A 24,756-nucleotide genomic window follows, 5' to 3' on the forward strand; every position below is an offset into this window, starting at 1 on the left:
CCGTCAACCGATACCCTGTAAAGGTTGACCTGTCCGGGAGACGTGGCCGAAGCCCGCCCGCATCAGGGCGAGCCCATGTACGAACCGCAGTGAAAGAGACCTCAGTGAGCGCTGTCATCAATTTCCGAAACGTCGCGATCGTCGCGCACGTCGACCATGGCAAGACCACTCTGGTCGACGCGATGCTACGGCAGTCCGGCGTCTTCGGGGAGCGTGCCGAACTCGTCGACCGCGTGATGGATTCGGGCGACCTCGAACGCGAGAAGGGCATCACGATCCTCGCGAAGAACACCGCGGTGCATCGTCGTCAGCCCGACGGCACCGAGGTCGTCATCAACGTGATCGACACGCCGGGTCACGCCGACTTCGGCGGCGAGGTCGAACGCGGCCTGTCCATGGTCGACGGAGTGGTGTTGCTCGTCGACGCCTCCGAAGGTCCGTTGCCGCAGACGCGCTTCGTGATGCGCAAGGCGCTGGCGGCGTCGCTGCCGGTGATCCTCGTCGTCAACAAGACCGACCGTCCGGATGCGCGTATCCAGGAGGTCGTCGACGAGAGCCAGGACCTGCTGCTCGATCTGGCGTCCGACCTCGACGACGAAGCCGCCGCGGCCGCCGAACTGGCCCTCGAGCTGCCCGTGCTCTACGCGTCCGGCCGAGCCGGGGTCGCGAGCACCGAGCAGCCCGCCGACGGTGAGGTCCCGGCCGGGGAGAACCTCGACCCGTTCTTCGACGTCCTGCTCGAACACGTGCCCGCGCCCAAGGGCGACCCGGAGGCACCGCTGCAGGCGCACGTGACCAACCTCGACGCGTCGGCCTTCCTCGGCCGCCTCGCGCTGGTCCGCATCCACAACGGCACCCTGCGCAAGGGACAGCAGATCTCCTGGTGCCGTGAGGTCGACGGTGAGCCCGTCATCGAGAAAGCCAAGATCACCGAACTGCTCGCCACCGTCGGCGTGGACCGTGCGCCGGCCGAGTCCGCCGTGGCCGGCGACATCGTCGCCGTCGCGGGTATGCCCGAGATCATGATCGGTGACACGCTCGCCGATCTGGACAACCCGCAGCCGCTGCCGCGCATCACCGTCGACGAGCCCGCGATCTCGGTGACCATCGGCACCAACTCGTCGCCGCTGGCGGGACGTGTGTCCGGCCACAAGCTGACCGCGCGGATGGTCAAGTCGCGCCTCGATTCCGAGCTGGTCGGCAATGTGTCGCTGCGCGTCCTCGACATCGGCCGCCCGGACGCCTGGGAGGTGCAGGGCCGTGGTGAGCTGGCGCTGGCGATCCTGGTCGAGCAGATGCGCCGCGAAGGCTTCGAACTGACCGTCGGAAAGCCGCAGGTGGTGACCCGCAAGGTCGACGGCAAGGTGCAGGAGCCGTTCGAGCACCTGACCATCGACGTGCCCGAGGAGTACCTGGGTGCGGTCACCCAGCTGCTGGCCGCGCGTAAGGGCCGCATGGAGCAGATGAACAATCACGGCACCGGATGGGTCCGGATGGAGTTCATCGTGCCCTCGCGTGGCCTGATCGGATTCCGCACCGACTTCCTCACCGAGACACGTGGTACCGGTATCGCCAACGCGGTGTTCGACGGCTACGACGGCTGGGCGGGCGAGATCCGGGCCCGGCACACCGGTTCGCTGGTCTCCGACCGCACCGGCACCGTGACGCCGTTCGCGATGATCCAGCTCGCCGACCGCGGAACCTTCTTCGTCGAGCCGGGTGCCGACACCTACGAGGGCATGGTCGTGGGGATCAACCCGCGGGCCGAGGATCTCGACATCAACGTCACCCGCGAGAAGAAGCTGACCAACATGCGTCAGTCGTCCGCGGACGTCATGGAGACCCTGGCCAAGCCGATGCAGCTCGATCTCGAGGGCGCGATGGAGTTCTGCGCCGCCGACGAGTGTGTGGAGGTGACTCCCGAGGTTGTCCGGGTGCGTAAGGTTCACCTCGATGGATCGACCCGCGCCCGCGAGCGGTCGCGGGCCAAGTCGCGCGACCAGGCGGTCGGATAGTCGCGGAGAGGCGATGGTGCGCCGTCGTACGCGTGTGCACGTCGTGACCATGGGGGTGGTGTGGTGAGCTCGAAGTCGGTGCGACCGGCGGCGGCAGCATCGACGACGCGAAGTCGGATGATGTACGCCGCGCTGGTCCTCGCGGTGGTCGGGGTGGTTGCGGCCTGTTCGGCCAATCCACCGCCGCCGGTCCAGGAGACCGCGCAGCCGGCGACCCCCGCCGAGTACCCGACCGAGAAGACGATCTACATCGCGACGGATTCCATCGGGAGCGGGTTCAACCCGCACATCGGGTCCGACCAGGGCACGGTCACCACGGCGATCGCGGCGATGACGCTGCCCAGTCCGTTCCGGCCGGTGCAGACCCCGCGCGGGGTCGTCTGGGAGCGCCAGGATGCGCTGATCACCTCCGCCGAGGTCACCGGCACGAGCCCGTTCACCGTGACATACCACATCCAGACCGACGCCCAGTGGTCCGACGGTCTGCCGGTGACCGGTGACGATTTCAGCTATCTGTGGCAGCAGATGTCGCGACAGCCGAACGTCGTCGCGCCCGCGGGGTATCGGCTGATCGATTCGGTGCAGTCGCGGGCCGGCGGCAAAGAGGTCCAGGTGACCTTCGCGCGACCGTATCCGGCGTGGCGGGAACTGTTCACCGACCTGCTGCCCAGTCACGTCCTGCGCGGCGCGCCCGCCGGTTTCCAGACCGGCATGGACACCGGCAAACCGGTGTCGGCGGGTCCGTTCTCGATCGTGTCGATCGATCCGACCCGTGACGAGGTGCGGTTGGCCCGCAACGACCGCTACTGGAAGAAGCCGCCGACCCTCGACCAGATCGTGTTGCGCCGGGCCGGTACCGCGTCGCAGATGGTGGATTCGGTCCGCTCGGGCGACTCGTCGCTGATGACGGTCGGTGCCGGACCGGCGACCACCGCCGAACTCAACGCCGTGCCCGGGGTGCAGACACAGCGCAACGCGACGTCGCGGGCGCTGTCGATCAGCGTCAACGCCCGCACCTCGACGATGCGCTCCCTGCAGATGCGCAAGGCGATCCTGGGCATGATCGATCCCGGCCTGGTGACCCTGGCGGGCGCGGGTGACGACATCGTCACCCCGTACTCCAACACGGTGCTCGCCCCGAGTGATCCGGGCTACTTCCCGGTCGACCGGGCCCGCCCGTCGGACGCCACGATCGTCGGTCTGCTCGCCGACGCGGGGTACCGCCGGGTGCCCGCCGCCGAGGCGACGTCGTCGCCGACCAGTTCCGGCGAGCAGTCGCCCCGATCGAGCGGTGCCCCATCGAGTGGTGCCCCGTCGACCAGTCCGACTCCGAGTTCCTCGGCCGAGGGTTCGACACCGACGACCGTCGACGGCGTCGAGATCAAGCCGCTGCCCGAGGGAGTCGATCCCTACCGCAAGGACGACGACGACCTGGTCGTGCGGGTCGGTGCGATCTCCGGTGACCCGCGGTCGGTGTCCGCGGCGGCCAACATCGTGGACCAGTTGCGGGGCAAGGGTGTGCGCGCCGCCGTGGTCGTGCTGCCCAACAGCGAGCTGTACGGCGTGGCCCTGACCAATTCTCGGGTCGACCTCGTCGTCGGATGGACCGGCCTCGGCGTGCCGCCTGCGGCCTCGTTCGCGTCGCAGGTCGACTGTGAGGCGCCCAAGCCGGGGACCGCCCCGTCCATCGCGACGCCACCGACACCGACCAGTGTGGCCCCGGGTCAGACCGGTGCCTCCGGGGACAGTTACGCGAGCAACCTGTCCGGTGTGTGCGATCCCGAATTGAGTGCGCTGGCCGGTGCAGCGCTGTCGGCGGCCGATCCGCTGCCGCAGCTGACCGAGGCCGAGCCGCTGCTCGCCGAACAGGCGATCTATCAACCGCTGTACCAGGATTCGACGCTCGTCGGGTCGAACGGCACGGTGCGCAACGCTCCGTTGACGGGGCCGATCCAGGTCGGCATCTTCGGTGACACGGTGTCGTGGGAGTTGTCATGACCGACCGAGTCGCCCGCAGGCTGTTGCTGCTGCACGCGCATCCCGACGACGAGACCATCCAGACCGGTGGCGTGATCGCCAAGTATCTCGACGAGGGCGTCGACGTCCGCGTGCTCACCTTCACCCTCGGCGAGGAGGGTGAGGTCATCGGTGACGAATGGGCGCAGTTGGTGGCCGACGGCGGCGCCGACCAACTCGGTGGCTTCCGCATCCTGGAGCTGACCCGCGCACTCGTTGCGCTGGGTCCGCCGGATCGGCAGCCCCTGCGTCCCCGCTTTCTCGGCGGCGCCGGGCACTGGCGGGATTCCGGGATGGCCGGCGCACCGTCGGCGCGCCATCCGCGAGCTCTGGTGCAGGCGTCGTTCGACGACCTGGTCGACACCTTGACCGCGGAGATCGAATCGTTCGCACCGCAGGTCATCGTCACCTACGACGACGCGGGAACCTACGGTCATCCCGATCACGTGCTGGTGCACCAGACCACGGTGGCCGCGGTGGCCCGCCTGTCCGAGGCGGTCCGCGCCGACCTCAAGGTCTACGAATCGATCACCGAGCGCTCGGCGCTGGTGACCGGCCTCGCCGATGCGGCCGACCGGGTTCCGGTCGGGTGGCGGATGCCCGACACCGCCGAACTGCCCAGCCATCCCGACGACGAGATCACCACCGCGATCGACATCGGTGCGTGGTACGAACGCAAGGTCGCCGCCCTGGCCGCGCACGCCACCCAGGTGACGGTTGCCGAGTCGGGTACCGAGTACGCCTTGTCGAACAACATCCTGCAGCCGATCCCGGCAACCGAGTTCTTCATCCGCACCGTCGGTGCGCCGGGTACGCATGGACCGGGCACCCGCGAAACCGACCTGTTCGAGGGCGTCCCGTGATGCGCTGGCCGGATCGCATCCTGATGGCGATGCTCGTCGTCGACGGTTTCGTCGTCGGTGTCATGTCGGTGGCGTTCGCCTACCTCCGATTCGGTGGGGTGGCGATCCCGGTCGCGGCCGTCGTTGCCGGTGTCGTCAACAGCGTGCTGCTATGGCTGGCCGCAGCCCACACCGACTCCCCGGTGCGCTATCTGCCGCTGATCGCGTGGCTGCTGGCGTTGGTGATCGGGGCACTGTCGGGGCCCGGCGGCGACGTCGCCCTCGTCCCCGACGGCACACTGCTGCTGCCGACCCTGCTGTTGCTCGTGATCGGTGCCGGTCTGCCTGCACTGTTGGCGCGGTCGGGCCGACTCCCCGAACCGGAGCTCTGACCGGCGTCGACGCACCCACCCATCGTCGGCGCGCGGACGCCACGACGCCGTCCGCGCGCCGACGGATAGAGTGAGGGAATGGTCCTGCGGGAGTGGGCTCGGGACGCGCACGCCGCGGCGGAGGATACCCGGGCGGCGCTACGTCACGTCGCCGACGATCCGGCGTCGCTCACCGATGACGAATGGGTTGCGCTGCTCGGTGCGTCCGGGTCGCAGCTCGATGAATTGTGTGCGACGGCGGACTCCGCGCGTCGGAGTGTCACCGATCCCGACGCGCTGACGTTCGTGGTCAACCGGAACCTCGACACCACCGTGGTGGCGTCGGGGCGGTCCGATGTGCCCGCCCTCGACGCGCTGGTCGACGAGGCCTGGCGGATCGGCGCCACCGAGATCTGCATGCAGGGACCGATCCCCGACGATGCGCCCGCCGACGGGTACCTCCGTCTGATCGAGCGGGTTCACGCGACGGCACCGGAGCTACACCTGCATGCGTTCCGCCCTGCGGAGGTCCGCGACGGCGCCCGACGGATGGACATCACGGTGACGGAGTTCCTGGGTCGTGCACGCGACGCGGGCCTCGGATCGGTTCCCGGGACGGGTGCGCAGGTTCTCGACGACGAGGTCCGTGCCCATCTTTCGGGCGGGGCCGCGGCGCCGGTCTCGGCCTGGGTGTCGTCGATCGAGGCCGCTCACGGCGTCGGCCTGTTCTCCACCGCGACCCTGCTCTACGGGCACGTCGAAACCGCCCGCCAGCAGGTTGCCCATCTGCGGTTGCTCACTGAGATCCAAAGCCGGACGGGCGGATTCAGTGAGCTGATCCTGATGCCGATGTTGCCCGACACTGCACCCGGACACCTGGCCGCGACGGCGACAACCGCGGTGTCTCGGCGCGAGACCCGCGCCGTGCACGCGGTCGCCCGCCTGCTCACCCTCGGCCACTTCGACCATCTGCAGGTGGCCTGGACGAAGCTCGACCGCGACGTCGTCGAGGAGTTGCTGCGTGGCGGCGCCGACGACATCGGTGGCTTGCTCCTCGACGGTGAGCTGATGCCGGGCGCCGGACAGGAGGCGGGTCGCGTGCTCTCGGTCGACGAACTCGCCGACATCGCCGCCCGGGTCGGTCGATCGCCGCGACAGCGCACCACGCGGTACACCGAACCGCCCGCCGACCGTCTCATCCCGATCCCACAGGTGCGTTCGTGACCGCCCCGATGCCGCCGACGCACGAGGTCGAGGTCGCGATCGTCGGTGCCGGGTTTGCCGGGATCGGCATGGCAACCCAATTGGCCAGGCGTGCACGGGAATCCTTCGTGGTCCTCGAACGCGCGCCTGCCGTCGGTGGCACCTGGCGCGACAACACGTATCCCGGTATCGCGTGTGACATCCCGGCGCACCTGTACTCGTTCTCGTTCCGCCCGCCGTCGGACTGGGAGAGTCTCTACCCCAAAGGTGCCGACATCCAGCGGTATCTGCAGCGCACCGTCGACGACGAGGGGCTCGGACCGCACATCCGTCTCGGCTGCGCGCTCGAACAGGCTCGTTGGGACGCCGACGAAGCATGCTGGATGCTCACCACGACCACCGGTCCGGTGCGTGCCCGTGTCCTGGTGATGGCGGTCGGCAGGCTCTCCGAACCCCACCTGCCCGAAGTCGACGGACTCGACACGTTCACCGGTGCGGTGATGCACACCGCAACGTGGGACGACGAGCTGCTGGCCGGCGCCGAACGGATCGGTGTCGTCGGGACCGGGGCGTCGGCCGTGCAGGTGATCCCGCATCTGGCCGCCGACGCAGAGGAACTCGTCGTGTTCTCCCGGACCCCGCCGTACGTGGTGCCGCGTGAGGATCGTCGGTTCTCCGCGGCCGAACGTGCCGAGATGCAGGTTCCCGCGAATGCGCAGGCGCGGCGCGACCAGATGCTCGTCGACGCCGACAAGGCGTTCGGGCAGAGACTCGGTCGTCACCCGGACATCGACGAGATCCGGGATCGGGCGTTGGGACACCTGCACCGGCAGGTCGACAATCCGTCGTTGCGTGACATGCTCACGCCGGACTACGAGATCGGCTGCAAGAGAATCCTGTTGAGCGACGACTTCTATCCGGCGCTGCAGCAACCGAATGTGGTGTTCGAACCGTCGGCGCTGGATTCGGTCGTGGAGTGCAAGGCGCGTGCGGTGAGCGGCAACACCTACGATCTCGACCTGCTCGTGATGGCAACGGGTTTCGAGGCGACGCGGCCACCGGCGGCGGCACGCGTCCGGGGCCGTGACGGTCGGGTGCTCGCCGACCACTGGGCCGACGGCATGGTGTCCTACGCGTCGACGACGGTGAGCGGGTTCCCGAACATGTTCGTCCTCGACGGGCCGAATGCCGCGCTCGGCCACAATTCGGCGATCTACATGATCGAGACCCAGCTCGACTACGTGGTCGGTGCACTGGACTTCTTGGCGCGCAGCGGAAGTCGTGCCATCGAGGTGTCCGCGCGAGCCGAGGAATCGTATACCGCCGAGATCGACCGACGCAGTGCGTCGACGGTCTGGCTGACCGGGTGCGACAGTTGGTATGTCGATCCGCGTAGCGGGCGGCTCACGTTGCTCTGGCCGGGGACTGCGGTGTCGTTCCGCGAACGCAACGGGACCTTCGCGCCCGAGCCGTACCTGATCGATCCGAATCCGCCCGACTCCGCCGGCGGTCCCGAGTGGGGAATGGCATTGTCCGACAACGGAGGTGAACACGATGGCCGATGACATGCAGATCTCTGCCGCTCTGGCCGCGGCGCGGGCGGGTGAATCGATCGACCTGCCGACAGCGACCGCACTGCTGGGGTGCGCCGGCGAGGATCTCACCGAATTGCAAGCGGTCGCAGGCGAACTGCGCGACCAGGGGCTGGCGGCGGCCGGACGTGATGGACAGATCACGTACTCGCGCAAGGTGTTCATCCCGCTCACCAGACTGTGTCGGGATCGCTGCCACTACTGCACGTTCGTCACCGTGCCCGGCAAACTGGCCCGCGAGGGGCACGGTATGTATCTCGAACTCGACGAGGTCGTCGCCCTCGCCCGCAAGGGTGCCGAACTCGGTTGCAAGGAGGCGCTGTTCACCCTCGGTGATCGGCCCGAGGCGCGCTGGGCACAGGCGGGGGACTGGTTGTCGGCGCGCGGCTACAGCTCGACACTCGACTATGTGCGTGCGGCTGCCGTCGCCGTGCTCGAGGAGACCGGTCTGCTGCCGCATCTGAATCCCGGCGTCATGAGTGCCGAGGAGATACGACGACTGCGTCCGGTCGCGCCGTCGATGGGCATGATGCTCGAGACGACCTCTCGGCGACTGTTCACCGAGAAGGGGCAGCCGCATTACGGCAGCCCGGACAAGGATCCGCTCGTCCGTCTGCAGGTGCTGCGCGATGCGGGTGCGGAGCGTGTCCCGTTCACGACGGGCATCCTCGTCGGGATCGGCGAGACGCCGGCCGAGCGAGCCGAATCCATTCTGGCCATGGCCGACATTCACCGCGATCACGGTCATATCCAAGAGGTCATCGTGCAGAACTTCCGGGCCAAGCCCGATACCGCGATGCGCGGTACACCCGACGCCGAGATGACGGAGTTCTTGGCCGCGGTGGCGGTGGCGCGCATCGTCCTGGGGCCGCACATGCGGGTGCAGGCGCCGCCCAACCTGGTGTCACGTGAGGAATGCGCGGCCCTGATCGCCTCCGGCGTCGACGACTGGGGTGGTGTGTCGCCGCTGACCCCCGATCACGTGAATCCCGAACGTCCCTGGCCGAATCTGGACGTGCTCGCCGAGATCACCGCGGAGTCGGGCTACGTCCTCACCGAACGCATCACCGCCCAGCCGCCCTACGTGCTGGCCGGTTCCTCGTGGATCGACCCGTCGTTGTCCGAACACGTTGCGGCCGTGTCCGATCCGGACACGGGCCTGGCCGCGCCGGTGAACCCGAACGGTCGCCCCTGGCCCGCGGTCGCCTGACCGCCACAGCAACCGCCACCCCCGCGACAGCAACCAGATTTCGCGCGACAGCAACCGCCACCCTCGCGAGAGCAACCTCTTTTCGCGCGAGAGCAACCAGATTCTCAGCGACAGCAACCGGTTTCATCGATGATGGCGTCGACCTGTCCGAAGTGGTTCCGGTGCGACTAAACCGGGCGACTGGTCGGCAGCACCACGTTCGAGCAGGCGATCACTCGCGTGAGGCGCCACCGCCAAAGGGATCCGGCCTGAGGATTGGGCTCGCGAAGCCCGGCGCGGCAGACGGATCGCTCATCGCCTGCCTCGAGACCAGTTGCTCTTGCTGAGAAACCGGTTGCTGTCGCGGGGGTGTCGGTGCTGTCGCGGGGGAAGTGGTTGCTCTCGCGCGAAATCTGGTTGCTGTCGCGGGAGTGTCGGTTGCTGTCGCGAGGAAAGAGGTTGCTGTCGGCGGAAATCCGGTTGTTGTCGCGTCAGGCGGGGGTGGAGTCCTCGACGGCCGAGCCCTCAGCGGCACCGTCCTCGACCGCACCGACCTCGACGGCGGAGTACTCGGCGGCGGAACCCTCGGCGGTGGTGTCGTCGACGGTAGGGCTCTCGACTGCACGGAGAGCCTCGTAACCGCCGGCGACGTCGGTGGCGCGGTGGAGGCCGAGCTGCTGGAGTGCCGCAGCGGCGAGACTGGATGTGTAGCCCTGTGAACAGAGGATGATCCAGCGCACGTCGTGGTCGACGGCCTCGGGTACGCGGGCGTCACTGGCCGGGTCGCAGCGCCATTCCAACACGTTGCGTTCGATCACCAGGGCGCCCGGCGCCTCGCCCTCCGCGGCGCGTTGCGCAGCAGGCCGGATGTCGACGAGCACCGCCCCGGCGGCGAGTTCGGCGGCGACGTCGTGCGCGCGGAGACGCTCGAGCCGATCACGGGCGGTCAGCAGCATGTCGTCGATGGTCGTCGGCACGGCGGTCACTCCGGTTCGTCGGTGAGTTCGGTGCGGGTGCGGCGCAGGGTGGCGTGCTCGGTGACAGCGTAGAACGACATCGCGGTCAGCGGCGGTGAGTAGGCATGCACGCTGAGCGTGGGGCCCGACGCGAGTTCACCGTCGCCGCCCTCGGCCGTCGGCAGCGGATCGTGACGCTGGACGTCGTGGACCCAGCCGAGCGGGAACGCCGCCTGGTCGCCGGGACCGAGGACGCGCAGTGCGAGGTCACGACCCGTCCACCGGTACTCACGCAGTGAGCCCGACAACACCGTGAGGGCGCCCAGCGAGCCGGCGTGGTCGTGCAGTTCGGTCGACCGGTCCGGGGTCCAGCTGATCAGCCACAGGTCCAGGTCGTCGTCGGATTCGAGCCGGGCCGCCCACCGCTCCACCGGGTCCCAGGACTGCGGAAGCAGATGGTCGTAGGTGCCGTCGAGGACGTCGGCGACACCCTGGTCGGTGATGCGCAGGAGATCGGCGGGACGAAGCCGGGTGGGGAGATGGGCCGACCGCGTCGACGTGGCGTCGTTGCGGGTCGCGGCCGACGTCCGGGTGCCGGGCCGGCGAGAGTCGGGACGGGAGGCGCGAGGCAGGGTGGCGGTCATGGATGCTCCGAGTCGGGTCGAGGAGGGGAGGGGGCTCGTCAGTGACGACAGCCCGGACACATCCCTGTCACGCGTGGACGTCCCGTCGTGCGCTCGTACTCGGTCACGGCTCCCAGGTTGATCGGTGACGGCATCCGCGTCGAGGGTTTCCGGCGCCATGATCGCAACGACCGGCGACATCGGCGTCGGTGCTCGGCTGTGATCCCGGTAACTCCGGCCGGATTTGGCGGGGGCGGGTGTCGGTGGGCCCAGCCCGCGCCCGATAGTCTGGGATGCGGACCGGTGTGCGACTCACCCGATGAGCGGTCATGGCGCGAGCACGCTGCACGGTCCGTGATGACGGCGCGTCCAGCCCACGCGCCGAGCCGTCGGGACACCTCGGGAGGGCACCTCCGCGGGCACAGGCCGGCGGCCGAGAGTTTGCAGCGAAGGAGATAGTGGTGACCTACATCATCGCGGAGCCTTGTGTGGATGTCCTGGACAAGGCCTGCGTCGAGGAATGCCCGGTGGACTGCATCTACGAGGGCGGGCGGATGCTCTACATCCAGCCCGACGAGTGCGTCGACTGCGGTGCCTGTGAGCCGGTGTGCCCGGTGGAGGCGATCTTCTACGAAGATGATGTGCCCGACGAGTGGGAGCCCTACGTCAGCGCCAACGCGGACTTCTTCGACGACCTCGGGTCGCCGGGCGGTGCCAGCAAGGTCGGCAAGGTCGACGCGGATGCCGCGTTCGTCAAGTCTCTGCCACCCATGAACGAAGAGGACTGAGCCCACCCGTGGGCACTTCAGGATTCCCGGCCCGACGACGCGTCTCGAGTTCGCTGCCCGACTTCCCGTGGGACACCATCGGGGCTGCGCGGGCACGTGCGTCGGCACACATCGACGGCATCGTCGACCTGTCCGTGGGTACGCCGGTGGACACCGTGGATTCGGTCATCCGCGAGGCGCTGACCGCGTCGTCGGGATTCCCGGGGTATCCCACCACGATCGGCACGCCGGAACTGCGGGCCGCGATCGTGGGCGCGATGGACCGTCGCTACGGCGCCGGTGGTCTCGACGAGTCCGGTGTGTTGCCGGTGATCGGCACCAAGGAGGCCATCGCGGGGATCGTCTCGACGCTCGGCATCGGTGCCGGTGACGTCGTCGTGATCCCCGAGGTCGCCTACCCGACCTACGAGGTCGGGGCACTGTTGGCCGGTGCGACGCCGGTGCGCGCCGACTCGACGGTCCAGCTCGGCCCGACGTCGCCCGCGCTGATCTTCCTCAACTCCCCGTCGAACCCGACCGGCAAGGTGCTCGGGGTCGATCATCTGCGCAAGGTGGTGTCGTGGGCTCGTGAACGCGGCGCGATCGTGGTGTCCGATGAGTGCTACCTCGGCCTGGCCTGGGACTCCGAGGCGGTGTCGGTGCTGGACCGCCGGGTCAGCGACGGTGACCACACCGGGCTGATCGCCGTGCACTCGTTGTCGAAGGTGTCGAACCTGGCGTCCTACCGTGCGGGCTTCCTCGCGGGCGATCCGAGTCTGATCGAGGAGGTGCTCGCCGTGCGCAAGCATTCCGGTCTGATCGTCCCGTTCCCCGTGCAGGGGGCGATGACCGCGGCGCTCAACGACGACCGGCACGTCGACGAACAGCGGGAACGGTATCGGACGCGTCGTGAGACCCTGCTCGCCGCGGTGCGTTCGGCCGGGTTCCGCGTCGACCATTCCGAGGCGGGGCTCTACCTGTGGGCCACGCGCGACGAGGACAGCCGGTTCACGCTGGACTGGCTGGCCGATCGCGGCATCCTGGTGGCGCCGGGTGACTTCTACGGACCGAGCGGGAATCGACATGTGCGGATGGCGCTCACGGCGACCGACGAACGGATCGCCGCCGCGGCGTCTCGCCTGACGGCCTGAGCGCATGGCCCGGACGAGCGCAGGGCCCGGACGGGTGCACCGTCCGGGCCCTGGCGCGTCGGTCGTGCTCAGTGGTGCTTGTGGTCAGTTGTGCTTGTGCAGGGCTTCGTTGAGTGCGATGCCGTCGCCCTTCCACGGCACCACCTCGACCGCACCGGTCAGGCTGTTGCGGCGGAACAGGAGATTCGACTGTCCGGCCAACTCGCGCGCCTTCACCGACGATCCGTCCGGGCCGGTGACCTTGGTGCCCGCGGTCACGTAGAGGCCGGCCTCGACAACGCAGTCGTCGCCGAGGGGGATACCGCATCCGGAGTTGGCGCCGAGCAGGCACCGCTTGCCCAGGGAGATGATCTCCTTGCCGCCGCCGGACAGTGTGCCCATCGTCGAGGCGCCGCCACCGATGTCGGAGCCGTCGCCGACGACGACGCCCGCCGAGATGCGACCCTCGACCATCGAGGATCCGAGGGTGCCCGCGTTGTAGTTCACGAAACCCTCGTGCATCACCGTGGTGCCGGGGGCCAGGTGCGCACCGAGTCGAACGCGGTCGGCGTCGCCGATCCGCACCCCGCCGGGAAGCACGTAGTCGACCATCCGCGGGAACTTGTCGACGCTGTACACGGTGACCGGTCCGCGCGCCTTCAGGCGGGCACGGGTCTTCTCGAATCCGTCGATGGGGCACGGTCCGTGATTGGTCCACACCACGTTGGAGAGCAGGCCGAAGATGCCTTCGAGGTTCGTCCCGTGCGGAGTGACCAGGCGATGGGAGAGCAGATGCAGGCGCAGGTAGACGTCGTAGGCGTCATCCGGCGCAGCGCTCAGGTCGCTGATGCTGGTACGCACCGCGACGGTCTTGACCCCGCGCGCCGCGTCGGTCCCGACGAGATCTCGCAGGTCCTGCGGGATGTCGTCGCCGTCGAGCACCACGGTTTCGGAGGTGCCCGGGCTGTCGAGTTCGAGGGTGGGGAACCACACGTCGAGGACCACGCCGGTGTCGGCCGATCCACCGTCGGTCACCGTGGCTATGCCGGTTGCGAAAGCGCCATTCGTCGTCACGGGTGCACACCTTACCGGTCGCCGGCGACGGGCCGATGTCGACGGCGGGCTCGAAGGATGCCGTCTCGACGGGCATGATCGAGGTGGAGCCGATCGATGTCGACCACCGGGAGAACCTCATGATCCGTGGCATGCATGCGATGTTCTATTCGTCCGAGGATCGGGCGCTGCGCGAGTTCATCAGGGACAAGCTGCAGTTGCCCGGCAGCGACACCGGCGACGGGTGGCTCATCTTCGACGCGCCGGAAGCCGATCTCGGGATCCATCCCACCGACGGCACTGCTCCTCCGTCGGGCACCGCCGACATCTCCTTCTACTGCGACCACATCGAGGAGACGGTCGCGCAGTTGAAGGGCCGTGGAGTGGAGTTCGTCGGGGACATAGAGGATCACGGCTACGGGCTCGTCACGCACTTCGCGGTTCCCGGTGGCTTCACCGTCGCACTGTACGAACCCCGTTACACCAAGTGACCTGATGAGTTCGCCGGTCCGGCGGCTGTGCACGCTACGGTGAGCAGGTGAGCACGCCTGCCCTCGATCTGCACACAGATCCCGTCGACCTGACTGCCGCGCTCGTGGACGTCGAGAGCGAGTCGCGTCACGAGTCCGCGATCGCAGACGCCGTGGAGGCCGCACTCCGTACCCAGACAACCGGTTTCGAGGTGTTGCGGCACGGCAACCGCGTCCTCGCGCGCACCGATCGCGGCCGCGCGAGCCGGGTCATCCTCGCCGGCCATCTCGACACCGTGCCGGTCGCCGGCAACCTCCCACATCGTCGCGACACCGACCCCGAGGAGGGTGACGTCCTGCGCGGGTGCGGCACCGTCGACATGAAATCCGGGGACGCGGTGTTCCTGCATCTCGCGGCGACCATGGCCGAACCCGCACACGATCTGACCCTCATCTTCTACGACTGCGAGGAGATCGCCGCCGTCCACAACGGGCTCGGTGTGATCGAACGTGAACTGCCGCAGTGGTTGCAGGGCGACGTCGCGATCCTCGGCGAGCCCACCGGTGGGCTCATCGAGGCCGGCTGCCAGGGCACGGCGCGGGTGCGGTTGACTGCACGCGGTGTGCGGGCACACTCCGCACGATCGTGGATGGGCGACAACGCGATTCACAAACTCGGTGGCGTGCTGTCGACACTCGCCGCCTACCGGCCCCGGCGGGTGGACATCGACGGCTGCGAGTACCGCGAGGGCCTGTCGGCGGTGGGCATCGCCGGCGGGGTGGCCGGCAACGTCGTCCCCGACGAGGCACATGTCGACGTCAACTTCCGGTTCGCACCCGACCGCAGCGTCGAGCAGGCGATCGACCACGTGCGCGAGGTGTTCGCCGTGCACCTCGACGACGGTCAGCTCGGGTTCGAGGTCACCGACTCGGCGGCGGGAGCCCTTCCGGGACTGTCACATCCGGCCGCGGCCGCGTTGGTGGAGGCCGCAGGCGGTCGGTTCCGGGCCAAGTACGGCTGGACGGACGTGTCACGGTTCTCCGCTCGTGGGATCCCCGCGGTCAACCTCGGCCCCGGCGATCCGAATCTCGCCCACCGGGTCGACGAGCGGGTGCCCGTATCCCAGATCGAGGCGGTGACCGACCTGCTGCGTGCGTTCTTGTCGGGCAAACCGTTAGCGTGATGCGCATGGCAGCAGAGCAGCCCGATTCCACCGACGATCCTGATTTCACCGACGATCCCGAGTCGACCGACGAGGTGGCCGGTCGTCACCGTGCCGAGGATCCGGCAGGAGCGGAGACCCGCTATGTGGGCCCGGTTCGGGTGCGGCGGGAAGAAGCCGAGACCGCCAAGACGACCGACCGTCGCTTCCTCGAATGGGTGGACCCGCGCGATCAGGAGCTGCGGGCCGAACGCACCATGCGTGACTCCTGGCGGGTGCTGCGCATCCAGTCGGAGTTCGTCGCGGGTTTCGATGCCATGAGTGAGGTCGCCGAGGCGGTCACGGTGTTCGGGTCGGCCCGATTGGTGCCGGGCAGCCCGGAGTTCGAGCAGGCCACCGAACTCGGCAGGGTGTTGGGCGAGGCCGGGTACGCGGTGATCACCGGAGGCGGACCCGGCGCAATGGAGGCCGCCAATCGCGGGGCCTGGAATGCCGGGGCGAAGTCCATCGGTCTGAACATCGAGTTGCCGTTCGAACAGCACCTCAACGAGTGGGTCGACATCGGCATGCACTTCCGCTATTTCTTCGTCCGCAAGACGATGTTCGTGAAGTATGCGCAGGCCTTCGTCTGCTTGCCGGGCGGCTTCGGCACCCTCGACGAGATGTTCGAGGCGTTGACGCTGGTGCAGACGAAGAAGGTGGTGCGGTTCCCCATCGTGTTGATCGGCCGTGACCACTGGTCGGGACTCATCGACTGGATGCGAGAGGTGTTGTTGGCCAAGAAGATGATCTCCGCAGACGATTTGGATCTGCTGCATCTGGTCGACCATCCGTCCGAGGCCGTCGAGATCATCTCCGCCGCGGCCGCCGGGCGCGGTGGGCGATGAGTGCCATCTGCGTCTACTGCGCGTCCGGTCCAGTCGACGACACGTTCATCTCGCTCGCGGCCGAGCTGGGTACCGCGATCGGGTCGGGAGGTCACACCCTCGTCTCCGGCGGCGGGAACATCTCGATGATGGGCGCGGTCGCCGAGGCCACCCGCGCCGCGGGCGGGCCGACGGTGGGCATCATCCCGCGCGCGCTCATGGAACGTGAGGTGGCCGACCTCGGTGCCGACGAACTCGTGGTCACCGAGACCATGCGTGAGCGCAAACGTCTCATGGACGAGCGGGCCGACGGGTTCATCACCATGCCCGGTGGCATCGGCACGCTGGAGGAACTGTTCGAGACGTGGACGGGCGGCTACCTGGGGATGCACGACAAGCCGGTGGTGCTGCTCGATCCGTTCGGGTTCTACGCACCGCTGCTCGGTTGGCTCGACGACCTGTCGGGTCGTGGATTCGTGTCCCGGGCCGCGCTGGACCGACTGCTGGTCGCCGAGTCGGTGGTCACGGCGATCCAACTTGCTACTCATCGGTAAGGTAGGTCATAGTCCGTCAACGCGCATTGTCGCGACCGGCCACCCACGAAGAAGCGGAGTAGTTGCCTGATGCCGAGCAGTGACACCCACGACGCCGTCGGTCTCACCGACCTGATCCGTGGCGTCGTGAAGATGGCCCCGCATGCCACGAGCATGGCTCGACATGCGCCCGGACTGATCCGTCGTCCGCCGGAGGCCAAGCGCACCATCGGTTCGATCTTCCAGAAGCATGCGTCGGCACACCCGGATCGCCCGTTCATCCGCTTCGAGGGCCGGTCGATGACCTACGGCGAGGCCAACCGTCGCGTCAACCGGTATGCCGCGGTGCTCGCCGACCGCGGTGTCGGTCGTGGCGACGTGGTCGGCATCCTGGCCAAGAACTCGCCGACCGAACTCATGCTCATGCTCGCGACCGTCAAACTCGGTGCGGTCGCAGGCATGCTCAACTACAACCAGCGCGGCAACGTCATCGAGCACAGCATGAAGCTGCTCGACGCGACGGTGCTGGTCCACGATCCCGACTGTGCCGAGGCCTTCGAGTCGATCCCGTCGTCGGTGCTGCCCGATCACGTCTTCGACTACGCCGCCTTCGACGCGGCCGCCGAGGGGCGTTCGGAGCGCAATCCGGACGTCACCGAGACACTGCCCGCGTCCACCAAGGCGTTCTACATCTTCACCTCCGGCACCACCGGGCTGCCCAAGGCGAGCGTCATGAGCCACAACCGGTGGCTGGCCAGTCTGTCCGGAATCGGCGGTCTCGCAGTGCGTTTGCGGCACAGCGACACCATGTACGTTCCGCTGCCGCTCTACCACAACAACGCGTTGTCGGTGGCGCTGGCATCGGTGCTGGCCTCGGGGGCGTGTATCGCCATCGGGCGGCAGTTCTCCGCGTCGCGATTCTGGGACGAGGTGATCCTCAACCGGGCCACCGCGTTCTGCTACATCGGTGAACTGTGCCGGTACCTGCTGGCGCAGCCGGAGAAGCCGACCGATCGTCAGCACGCGGTCAAGGTGATCATCGGCAACGGCATGCGCCCGGAGATCTGGGATCGGTTCGCCGAGCGCTTCGGCATCGAACGCATCGTGGAGTTCTACGGGGCGAGCGAACTCAATCTGGCCTTCGTCAACGCGTTCAGCGTCGACCGGACGGCGGGGTTCTGTCCGTTGCCCTACAAGATCGTCGAGTACGACGAGCACGGTGAACCCCGGCGTGACGCCGAGGGACGGCTCACCGAGGTCGGTAAAGGCGGGACGGGCCTGCTCATCGCCGAGATCAGCGAGCGGGTTCCGCTCGACGGTTACACGGACGCCGAGGCGACCGAGAAGAAGATCGTGCGTGACGCCTTCAAAGCGGGTGACGCTTACTTCAACTCCGGAGACCTCGTCCGGGATCAGGGCTTCTCACACATCGCCTTCGTCGACCGCCTCGGCGACACCTTCCGTTGGAAGGGCGAGAACGTGGCGACCACCGAGGTCGAGGCAGCACTCGATTCGTTCGGCGCGATCGAACAGTCGGTGGTTTACGGCGTCGCCGTCCCGGGCACCGACGGTCGTGCCGGGATGGGTGCGATCACGTTGCGCGAGGGCACCGACCTGGATCTCGGTGAACTGGCCGCGCACCTGTACTCGGTGCTGCCGGCGTATGCGGTCCCGCTGTTCCTGCGCGTCGTCGACCATCTCGAGCAGACCTCGACATTCAAGAACCGTAAGGTCGAGCTGCGCGAGGAGGGCTACGAGAAGACCGGGGACGACCCGGTGTACGTGCTCGCCGGGCGCGGTGAGGGATACGTCGACTTCTACGACGGCTATGTCGACCACGTGGCGAATGCCAAGGCGCCGAAGGGCTGACCTGTCCGTCTGAGCGGGCATCGTTACCCTGGGACGCATGCTTCCGACGTTGTGCGGTAAACCCGTCGCGACCGACCGTGCCCTGGTCATGGCGATCGTCAATCGGACGCCGGACTCGTTCTACGACAAAGGCGCGAGCTTCACGGACACGGCTGCCCAGGAGCGGGTGGCACGAGTGGTCGACGAAGGCGCCGACATCGTCGACATCGGGGGCGTGAAGGCGGGACCGGGCGACGACGTCGACGCCGCGACCGAGACCGAGCGCGTTGTCCCGATGATCGCGTGGGTGCGCGAGCGCTACCCCGACGTCCTCATCAGCGTGGACACCTGGCGCAGCGAGGTGGCGCAGCGCGCGTGCGCCGTGGGTGCCGATCTCATCAACGACACCTGGGCGGGCGCCGATCAGGATCTGGTCAAGGTGGCTGCGGCAGCGCGGGCCGGGATCGTCTGCTCGCACACCGGTGGAGCCGTCGTGCGCACCCGTCCACACCGCGTCGCCTACGACGACGTGGTCGCCGATGTCGTCGACGAGGTGACCGGAGCGGCCCGCAGGGCGCTCGAGGCAGGTGTCGAGCGGGACTCGATCGTGATCGATCCGACACATGATTTCGGCAAGAACACCCACCACGGGCTCGCCTTGTTACGCCACGTGAACGTTCTTGTTAATACCGGCTGGCCAGTGCTTATGGCGCTGAGCAACAAGGACTTCGTAGGGGAGACTCTGGGTGTGGATCTCGATGAACGGCTCGAGGGGACCTTGGCCGCGACAGCTCTGAGTGCCGCTGCAGGCGCACGGATCTTTCGTGTCCACGAGGTCGCCGCGACCCGTCGCGTGGTCGACATGGTCGCTGCCATCGCGGGGACTCGATCACCCGCCCGAACAGTCAGGGGACTCGCATGACCGAACAGGTACGCCGGACCCGGAACCGCCACACGGCGACAACAGCCAACAACCGTGACAAGACAGCCATCTGGCCGACCCCCGCGGACACCCATCCGTCCGACGCCACCAGCGCCCGCAGGAGGTGGGCCGCGACCCACACCTGGGAACAACCGGACTGGACCATCGACGAGCTCGTCGCCGCCAAGGCCGGTCGCACCGTGTCGGTGGTGCTGCCCGCCCTCGACGAGGAGGAGACCGTCGCCGACGTGATCGCCTCCATCCGTCCCCTGTACGGAACGCTCGTCGACGAACTGATCGTGCTCGACTCCGGCTCCACCGATGCCACCGCGGAACGTGCACGTGCCGCGGGCGCGACGGTGATCAGCCGCGAGCAGGCCGTTCCCGAACTCGACCCGGTCAAGGGCAAGGGCGAGGTGCTCTGGCGGTCCATCGCCGCGGCGACCGGCGACATCATCGCCTTCGTCGACTCCGACCTCATCGACCCAGACCCGATGTTCGTGCCGAAGATGCTCGGGCCGCTGCTGATCGATTCGCGTATCCAACTGGTCAAGGGCTACTACCGCCGTCCCCTGCGGACCGGTGGTCAACACGACGCCAACGGGGGCGGGCGGGTGACCGAGCTGGTCGCGCGTCCGTTGCTGGCCTCGCAGCGCCCGGACCTGACCGGGGTGCTGCAGCCGCTCGGCGGCGAATACGCGGGCACCCGGGAACTGCTCTCGTCGGTGCCGTTCGCCCCCGGCTACGGTGTCGAGATCGGACTGCTCGTCGACACCTTCGACCGCTACGGGCTCGAAGGCATCGGACAGGTCAATCTCGGTGTGCGCACACATCGCAACCGGCCGCTCGTCGAGCTCGGGGTGATGAGCCGACAGATCGTGGGAACCCTGATGCGTCGTTGCGGTATCGAGGATTCCGGGATCGGGCTGACCCAGTTCACGGCCGAACCCGATGGTTCGTTCACGCCGCACACCACCGAGGTGTACCTCGAGGATCGTCCGCCGATGAACACATTGCGCCCGGCCGAGCCCGTCGATACGGAGATGGCCTCCTGAGTCGGGCCTGACGGCGCGTCGTCGACGACCGCATCGTCGCGCCGTGTCGGGTCGGCGGCCGCGGTCTGCCACCATGGATGTCATGCAGACGTTGCTGCTGTACCTGCTGATCATGGCCGTCGTGGTGGCCGCGGTTTTCGCTGCGGTCTGGTTCGTGTTCGGGCGGGGCGAGGAACTGCCCCCGCTCGAACGCGGCACCACACTCACCCGACTACCCCGTGCGGGCATCACCGGCGACAACGTCCGGGACCTCGCTTTCGCACAGACCTTCCGGGGATATTCGCCCACCGAGGTGGACTGGGCATTGGAGAAGCTCGCTCGTGAGCTCGACGAGTTGCGCGGTGTGGTGCACGACCTCCAGCGGCGTGACGGCGAGGATTCGCAGGCCGCCACCGGCGGTCCGGCGGGGCAGAACCCGACTGCTCCGTGACACGACGCGACACCGTGCGCGGGGGCGACACCGTGGCCAGGACGTATCATGGACCAGGCGTCTGCGACATGGCCGGTACATGTCGGGGCGTTGTTCCACACGGTGTGGCGAATGCTCTGGAAGGAGTTCGAGAATGGCGGCGATGAAGCCACGTACTGGGGACGGCCCCCTCGAAGCGGCCAAGGAAGGGCGTGGAATCGTTGTCAGGATTCCGATCGAAGGTGGTGGACGTCTCGTGGTCGAGTTGACCGCTGACGAGGCCGCCGCTTTGGGCGAGGAGTTGCGCGGGGTCACCGGCTGAGTCGGGTGGCCGACGGCGCGGCCGGGCTCCGCGCGGTCGAGGCCGTGTTGCGATGTCCGGTGTGCACGGCCGATCTGCGCGTCGCACCCGACTCCGGATCGCTGGTGTGCGACGACGCAGGCCACCGTTTCGACATCGCCCGACAGGGTTACGTGTCGCTGCTCGACGGGCGCGCGGGACATCATCTCTCCGACACCGCCGCGATGGTCGCCGCCCGACGGCGTGTCCACGCCTCAGGAGTGTTCGACTCCGTCGCGGACACGGTCGCCGATCTCGTCGCCTCGACGGCGTCCACGGACGGGCCCGACATGATGGTGGATGCCGGCGCGGGGACCGGCCACTATCTGGCCCGATGTCTCGATCGGACGCCCACCGCGCGAGGTCTCGGCATCGATCTGTCGAAGTACTGTGCCCGCGCGATCGCGAAGGTGCATCCACGGTCGGCGGCCGTCGTCGCCGACATCTGGCGTCCGCTGCCGATCGCTTCGGGGTCGGTCGGCGCGATCCTCTCGATCTTCTCGCCCCGTAACGTCGCCGAGTTCGGCCGCGTCCTGCATCGCGACGGTGTGCTGGCGGTGGTCACGCCGAATGCCGATCACCTCGCCGAGATCGTCGACCCGATGGGCATGCTCGCCGTGGGCGCCGACAAGGACGAACGGCTGCAGGCAGCTCTCGACGACGTCTTCGCCGCCGCCGACACCGCCGTCGTGCGCACCGAACACGAGCTCGGTGCCGCCGCCATCGCCGACCTGGTCGCGATGGGCCCCTCGGCCTTTCACGCGACGTCCGCGGAGATCGACCGTGGTGCACAGGCGGTGGCCGGGCAGGGCGCGACGCTGCCCGTCACCGTCTCGGTGACCGTGACGACGTGGCGGCCGCGCTGACCTGTCGCGGTCAATGCAGGACGGTCCGATAGACCTGCACGGTCTGCTCGGCGATGGTGCTCCACGAGAACTCGTCCTCGGCGCGTGCTCGTCCGGCCGATCCCATCGATCGGGCTGCGGCCGGATCGGCGACCACGGCGTTCACCGTGTCGGCGAGCGCATGTTCGAACGTTCGTGGATCGGCCGGGTCGAAGTCCACCAGCCTGCCGGTCACGTTGTCCATGACCACCTCCGGGATGCCCCCGACCTTGGAGGCGACGACGGCGGTGCCGCACGCCATCGCCTCCAGATTGACGATGCCCAATGGTTCGTACACCGACGGGCAGATGAAAACGCTCGCGGCGGTGAGTATTTCGCGGATGCGGTCATGTGAAAGCATGTCGCGCACCCAGTGCACCCCGTCGCGCTCGGCGGCCAGGGCGGCGACCGCCGAGGAGACCTCCGCCCCGATCTCCGGGGTGTCGGGGGCACCGGCGCACAACACGAGCTGGATCGACGGGTCGAAGTGGTGGGCGGCCGCGATCAGATGTGGGACACCCTTCTGCCGGGTGATGCGACCGACGAAAGCGACGACCGGGCGGTCGGGGTCCAGCCCCATGTCGCTCGGTGCCGTCCCCGGACCGAACGGCTCGGCCACGGGATACCACCTGGTCGTGTCGATACCGTTGCGCACCACGTGAACCCGCTCGGGATCCACTCGCGGATAGGTGTTGCAGACATCGCTGCGCATCCCCGAACTCACCGCGATGACCGCATCGGCGTACTCGACCGCGTTGCGCTCGACCCAACTCGACACCTGGTATCCGCCGCCGAGTTGTTCGGCTTTCCACGGACGCATCGGCTCCAGCGAATGTGCGGTCATCACGTGCGGGATGTCGTGCAGTCGGGCGGCCAGATGGCCGGCCAGCCCGGTGTACCACGTGTGCGAGTGCGCCAGCTCCCCGGCGGCCGCACCGACCGCCATCCGCAGGTCTGCCGACAGCGTGGTGATCGCGGCGTTGGCGCCGGCGAGCCCCGGATCGGGTTGGTAGACATGGGCGGTGTCGCGTTCGGCGCCCATGCAGTGGACGTCGACCGTGGCGAGGTCGCGCAGGTGTCGCACGAGTTCTGTCACGTGCACACCGGCACCGCCGTACACCTCGGGTGGGTACTCCCGGGTCATCATCGCCACCCTCATGGGCACGACGCTAATGCCAACCTCGGGCGTTTGCCATCTCTGTGTCCGAGAAACTTCCCGACCCGTCACCGACTGGCGCGATTCATCTGGCCCGCACCTGCGATGCCGGTTAAGTTGGGGAGGTGAGATCACAGCCGCACGTGCTCGGAATCGTCCTCGCAGGCGGTGAGGGGAAGCGTCTCTACCCGCTCACGATGGACCGCGCGAAGCCCGCGGTCCCGTTCGGCGGCGCCTATCGGCTCATCGACTTCGTCCTGTCGAATCTCGTCAACGCGGGCTACGAACGCATCTGTGTGCTCACGCAATACAAGTCGCATTCCCTGGACCGCCACATCTCGCAGACCTGGTTCTCGTCGGGGTTCCACGGCGAGTACATCACCCCGGTTCCGGCCCAGCAGCGTCTCGGCCCGCGCTGGTACACCGGCAGCGCAGACGCCATCTTCCAGTCGATGAACCTCATCACCGACGAACAGCCGGAGTACATCGTCGTCTTCGGTGCCGACCACGTCTACCGGATGGACCCGTCGCAGATGGTGGAGGCGCACATCGAGTCCGGCGCCGACGTGACCGTGGCCGGTATCCGGGTCCCGCGGTCGGAGGCGTTCGCCTTCGGCTGCATCGACTCCGACGAATCCGGGCGCATCACCCAGTTCCTCGAGAAGCCCAGCGATCCGCCTGGCACCCCCGACGATCCGGACGTGACCTTCGCGTCGATGGGCAACTACGTGTTCACCACCGAAGCCCTGGTCGACGCGATCCGTTCGGATGCCGCCGACCTCGACTCCGACCACGACATGGGCGGTGACATCATCCCGGCGTTCGTCCGCCGGGGGTCGGCTTTCGTCTACGACTTCAAGGACAACGAGGTGCCCGGTGAGACGGAGCGCGACAAGGGCTACTGGCGTGATGTGGGGACTCTCGACGCCTTCTACGACGCGCACATGGACCTGGTGTCGGTGCACCCCATCTTCAATCTCTACAACCGCCGGTGGCCGATCCGTGGCGAGACGGTGAACCTGCCGCCCGCCAAGTTCGTGCAGGGCGGTACCGCACAGGACTCCGTGGTCGGTGCCGGTTGCATCATTTCGGCTGCGACGGTGAGTGACTCGGTGTTGTCGGCGAATGTCGCCATCGAGGACGGTGCGATCGTGGAGGGCAGCGTCCTGATGCCCGGCGTGCGGGTCGGGAAGGGTGCCGTCGTCCGACGCGCCATCCTGGACAAGAACGTCGTCGTCGGCGAGGGCATGCAGGTGGGCGTCGACCACGAGGTGGATCGAGAGCACTACTCGATCAGTGCCGGCGGCGTGGTGACGGTCGGCAAGGGGATCCGGATCTGACCGGGTTCGGCGG

The 24,756-nt window shown here is 68.0% G+C and carries 23 protein-coding genes and 1 pseudogene; 20 read left to right on the plus strand and 4 right to left on the minus strand.

Translation table 11 applies throughout. The features are described from left to right. The first annotated feature begins 104 nt into the window (after nt 1-104). From typA to cofG, 7 genes are all read left to right on the plus strand, one after another. Nucleotides 105-2,015 (plus strand): translational GTPase TypA, encoded by a 1,911-nt coding sequence (gene typA / locus AAFP35_RS19330; RefSeq protein ID WP_419223264.1) that lies wholly within the window; start codon nt 105-107, stop codon nt 2,013-2,015. A gap of 117 nt (nt 2,016-2,132) precedes the next feature. Then, nucleotides 2,133-4,013 (plus strand): ABC transporter family substrate-binding protein, encoded by a 1,881-nt coding sequence (locus tag AAFP35_RS19335; RefSeq protein WP_419223403.1) that lies wholly within the window; start codon nt 2,133-2,135, stop codon nt 4,011-4,013. Continuing rightward, nucleotides 4,010-4,894, plus strand: coding sequence for an N-acetyl-1-D-myo-inositol-2-amino-2-deoxy-alpha-D-glucopyranoside deacetylase (gene mshB, locus AAFP35_RS19340; RefSeq protein WP_419223265.1), 885 nt, complete (start codon nt 4,010-4,012; stop codon nt 4,892-4,894). Before AAFP35_RS19335 ends, mshB begins: the two co-directional genes overlap by 4 nt. After that, nucleotides 4,894-5,265 carry a facilitated glucose transporter gene (locus AAFP35_RS19345; RefSeq protein WP_419223266.1) on the plus strand — a complete coding sequence of 124 codons (372 nt, stop codon included), beginning with the start codon at nt 4,894-4,896 and terminating at the stop codon, nt 5,263-5,265. The genes mshB and AAFP35_RS19345 overlap by 1 nt, the downstream gene beginning before the upstream one ends. A gap of 78 nt (nt 5,266-5,343) precedes the next feature. Beyond that, on the plus strand, nt 5,344-6,468 hold the full coding sequence (locus AAFP35_RS19350; protein WP_419223267.1) for an FO synthase: 1,125 nt from the start codon (nt 5,344-5,346) through the stop codon (nt 6,466-6,468). Between the two features lie 8 nt (nt 6,469-6,476). Next, nucleotides 6,477-8,012, plus strand: a complete 1,536-nt coding sequence (locus tag AAFP35_RS19355; protein WP_419223404.1) for a flavin-containing monooxygenase — start codon at nt 6,477-6,479, stop codon at nt 8,010-8,012. Further along, nucleotides 8,002-9,249 carry a 7,8-didemethyl-8-hydroxy-5-deazariboflavin synthase CofG gene (gene cofG, locus AAFP35_RS19360; protein ID WP_419223268.1) on the plus strand — a complete coding sequence of 416 codons (1,248 nt, stop codon included), beginning with the start codon at nt 8,002-8,004 and terminating at the stop codon, nt 9,247-9,249. The genes AAFP35_RS19355 and cofG overlap by 11 nt, the downstream gene beginning before the upstream one ends. Nucleotides 9,250-9,839: 590 nt before the next feature. Here cofG and AAFP35_RS19365 read toward each other — a convergent pair. Further along, a pseudogene (locus AAFP35_RS19365) lies at nt 9,840-10,184 on the minus strand (rhodanese-like domain-containing protein); the annotation flags it as partial. A 26-nt stretch (nt 10,185-10,210) separates the two neighbouring features. After that, nucleotides 10,211-10,828: a cysteine dioxygenase gene (locus tag AAFP35_RS19370; protein ID WP_419223269.1), complete on the minus strand. Its 618-nt coding sequence runs from the start codon at nt 10,826-10,828 to the stop codon at nt 10,211-10,213. Between the two features lie 437 nt (nt 10,829-11,265). On the opposite strand from AAFP35_RS19370, the gene fdxA reads away from it, so the two are divergent. Together fdxA and dapC are read left to right on the plus strand one after the other, a co-directional pair. Continuing rightward, complete coding sequence (gene fdxA, locus AAFP35_RS19375) at nt 11,266-11,595, plus strand: ferredoxin (protein ID WP_419223405.1); 330 nt, start codon at nt 11,266-11,268, stop codon at nt 11,593-11,595. A gap of 8 nt (nt 11,596-11,603) precedes the next feature. Then, entirely contained in the window at nt 11,604-12,725 is a 1,122-nt protein-coding gene (dapC, locus tag AAFP35_RS19380; RefSeq protein ID WP_419223270.1) for a succinyldiaminopimelate transaminase, read from the plus strand. Nucleotides 12,726-12,809: 84 nt separating this feature from the next. On the opposite strand, the gene dapD is transcribed toward dapC, so the two are convergent. Further along, on the minus strand, nt 12,810-13,778 hold the full coding sequence (dapD, locus tag AAFP35_RS19385; protein WP_419223271.1) for a 2,3,4,5-tetrahydropyridine-2,6-dicarboxylate N-succinyltransferase: 969 nt from the start codon (nt 13,776-13,778) through the stop codon (nt 12,810-12,812). A 2-nt stretch (nt 13,779-13,780) separates the two neighbouring features. Between dapD and AAFP35_RS19390 the strand changes: the two genes are divergently transcribed. The 10 genes from AAFP35_RS19390 (at nt 13,781) to AAFP35_RS19435 (ending at nt 22,229) form a co-directional block, all read left to right on the plus strand. Next, nucleotides 13,781-14,248 carry a VOC family protein gene (locus AAFP35_RS19390; RefSeq protein ID WP_419223272.1) on the plus strand — a complete coding sequence of 156 codons (468 nt, stop codon included), beginning with the start codon at nt 13,781-13,783 and terminating at the stop codon, nt 14,246-14,248. A gap of 47 nt (nt 14,249-14,295) precedes the next feature. Beyond that, a complete protein-coding gene (gene dapE / locus AAFP35_RS19395) occupies nt 14,296-15,411 on the plus strand; it encodes a succinyl-diaminopimelate desuccinylase (RefSeq protein ID WP_419223273.1) in 1,116 nt (371 codons plus the stop codon). A gap of 5 nt (nt 15,412-15,416) precedes the next feature. After that, nucleotides 15,417-16,277, plus strand: coding sequence for a TIGR00730 family Rossman fold protein (locus AAFP35_RS19400; RefSeq protein ID WP_419223274.1), 861 nt, complete (start codon nt 15,417-15,419; stop codon nt 16,275-16,277). Further along, nucleotides 16,274-16,810, plus strand: a complete 537-nt coding sequence (locus AAFP35_RS19405; RefSeq protein ID WP_419223275.1) for a TIGR00730 family Rossman fold protein — start codon at nt 16,274-16,276, stop codon at nt 16,808-16,810. Before AAFP35_RS19400 ends, AAFP35_RS19405 begins: the two co-directional genes overlap by 4 nt. 69 nt (nt 16,811-16,879) lie before the next feature. Beyond that, entirely contained in the window at nt 16,880-18,658 is a 1,779-nt protein-coding gene (locus tag AAFP35_RS19410) for a long-chain-acyl-CoA synthetase (RefSeq protein ID WP_419223276.1), read from the plus strand. A 37-nt stretch (nt 18,659-18,695) separates the two neighbouring features. Continuing rightward, the gene (folP, locus tag AAFP35_RS19415; RefSeq protein ID WP_419223277.1) at nt 18,696-19,559 is read left to right on the plus strand and encodes a dihydropteroate synthase; all 864 of its coding nucleotides are present in this window, start codon (nt 18,696-18,698) and stop codon (nt 19,557-19,559) included. Further along, the gene (locus AAFP35_RS19420) at nt 19,556-20,614 is read left to right on the plus strand and encodes a glucosyl-3-phosphoglycerate synthase (RefSeq protein ID WP_419223278.1); all 1,059 of its coding nucleotides are present in this window, start codon (nt 19,556-19,558) and stop codon (nt 20,612-20,614) included. The genes folP and AAFP35_RS19420 overlap by 4 nt, the downstream gene beginning before the upstream one ends. Before the next feature lie 82 nt (nt 20,615-20,696). Then, on the plus strand, nt 20,697-21,044 hold the full coding sequence (locus AAFP35_RS19425; RefSeq protein WP_419223279.1) for a DivIVA domain-containing protein: 348 nt from the start codon (nt 20,697-20,699) through the stop codon (nt 21,042-21,044). Nucleotides 21,045-21,177: 133 nt separating this feature from the next. Further along, nucleotides 21,178-21,345 carry a DUF3117 domain-containing protein gene (locus AAFP35_RS19430; protein WP_004019232.1) on the plus strand — a complete coding sequence of 56 codons (168 nt, stop codon included), beginning with the start codon at nt 21,178-21,180 and terminating at the stop codon, nt 21,343-21,345. A 5-nt stretch (nt 21,346-21,350) separates the two neighbouring features. After that, on the plus strand, nt 21,351-22,229 hold the full coding sequence (locus tag AAFP35_RS19435) for a putative RNA methyltransferase (protein ID WP_419223280.1): 879 nt from the start codon (nt 21,351-21,353) through the stop codon (nt 22,227-22,229). A 10-nt stretch (nt 22,230-22,239) separates the two neighbouring features. Here AAFP35_RS19435 and glgA read toward each other — a convergent pair whose 3' ends face one another. Next, nucleotides 22,240-23,406: a glycogen synthase gene (glgA, locus tag AAFP35_RS19440; protein WP_419223281.1), complete on the minus strand. Its 1,167-nt coding sequence runs from the start codon at nt 23,404-23,406 to the stop codon at nt 22,240-22,242. A gap of 122 nt (nt 23,407-23,528) precedes the next feature. Here glgA and glgC point away from each other — a divergent pair, with 122 nt between their 5' ends. Then, nucleotides 23,529-24,743 (plus strand): glucose-1-phosphate adenylyltransferase, encoded by a 1,215-nt coding sequence (gene glgC / locus AAFP35_RS19445; RefSeq protein WP_419223282.1) that lies wholly within the window; start codon nt 23,529-23,531, stop codon nt 24,741-24,743. Nucleotides 24,744-24,756: the final 13 nt, after the last annotated feature.

Origin of the sequence: Gordonia sp. CPCC 206044 (assembly GCF_048537895.1) — a bacterium.
Classification (GTDB): domain Bacteria; phylum Actinomycetota; class Actinomycetes; order Mycobacteriales; family Mycobacteriaceae; genus Gordonia.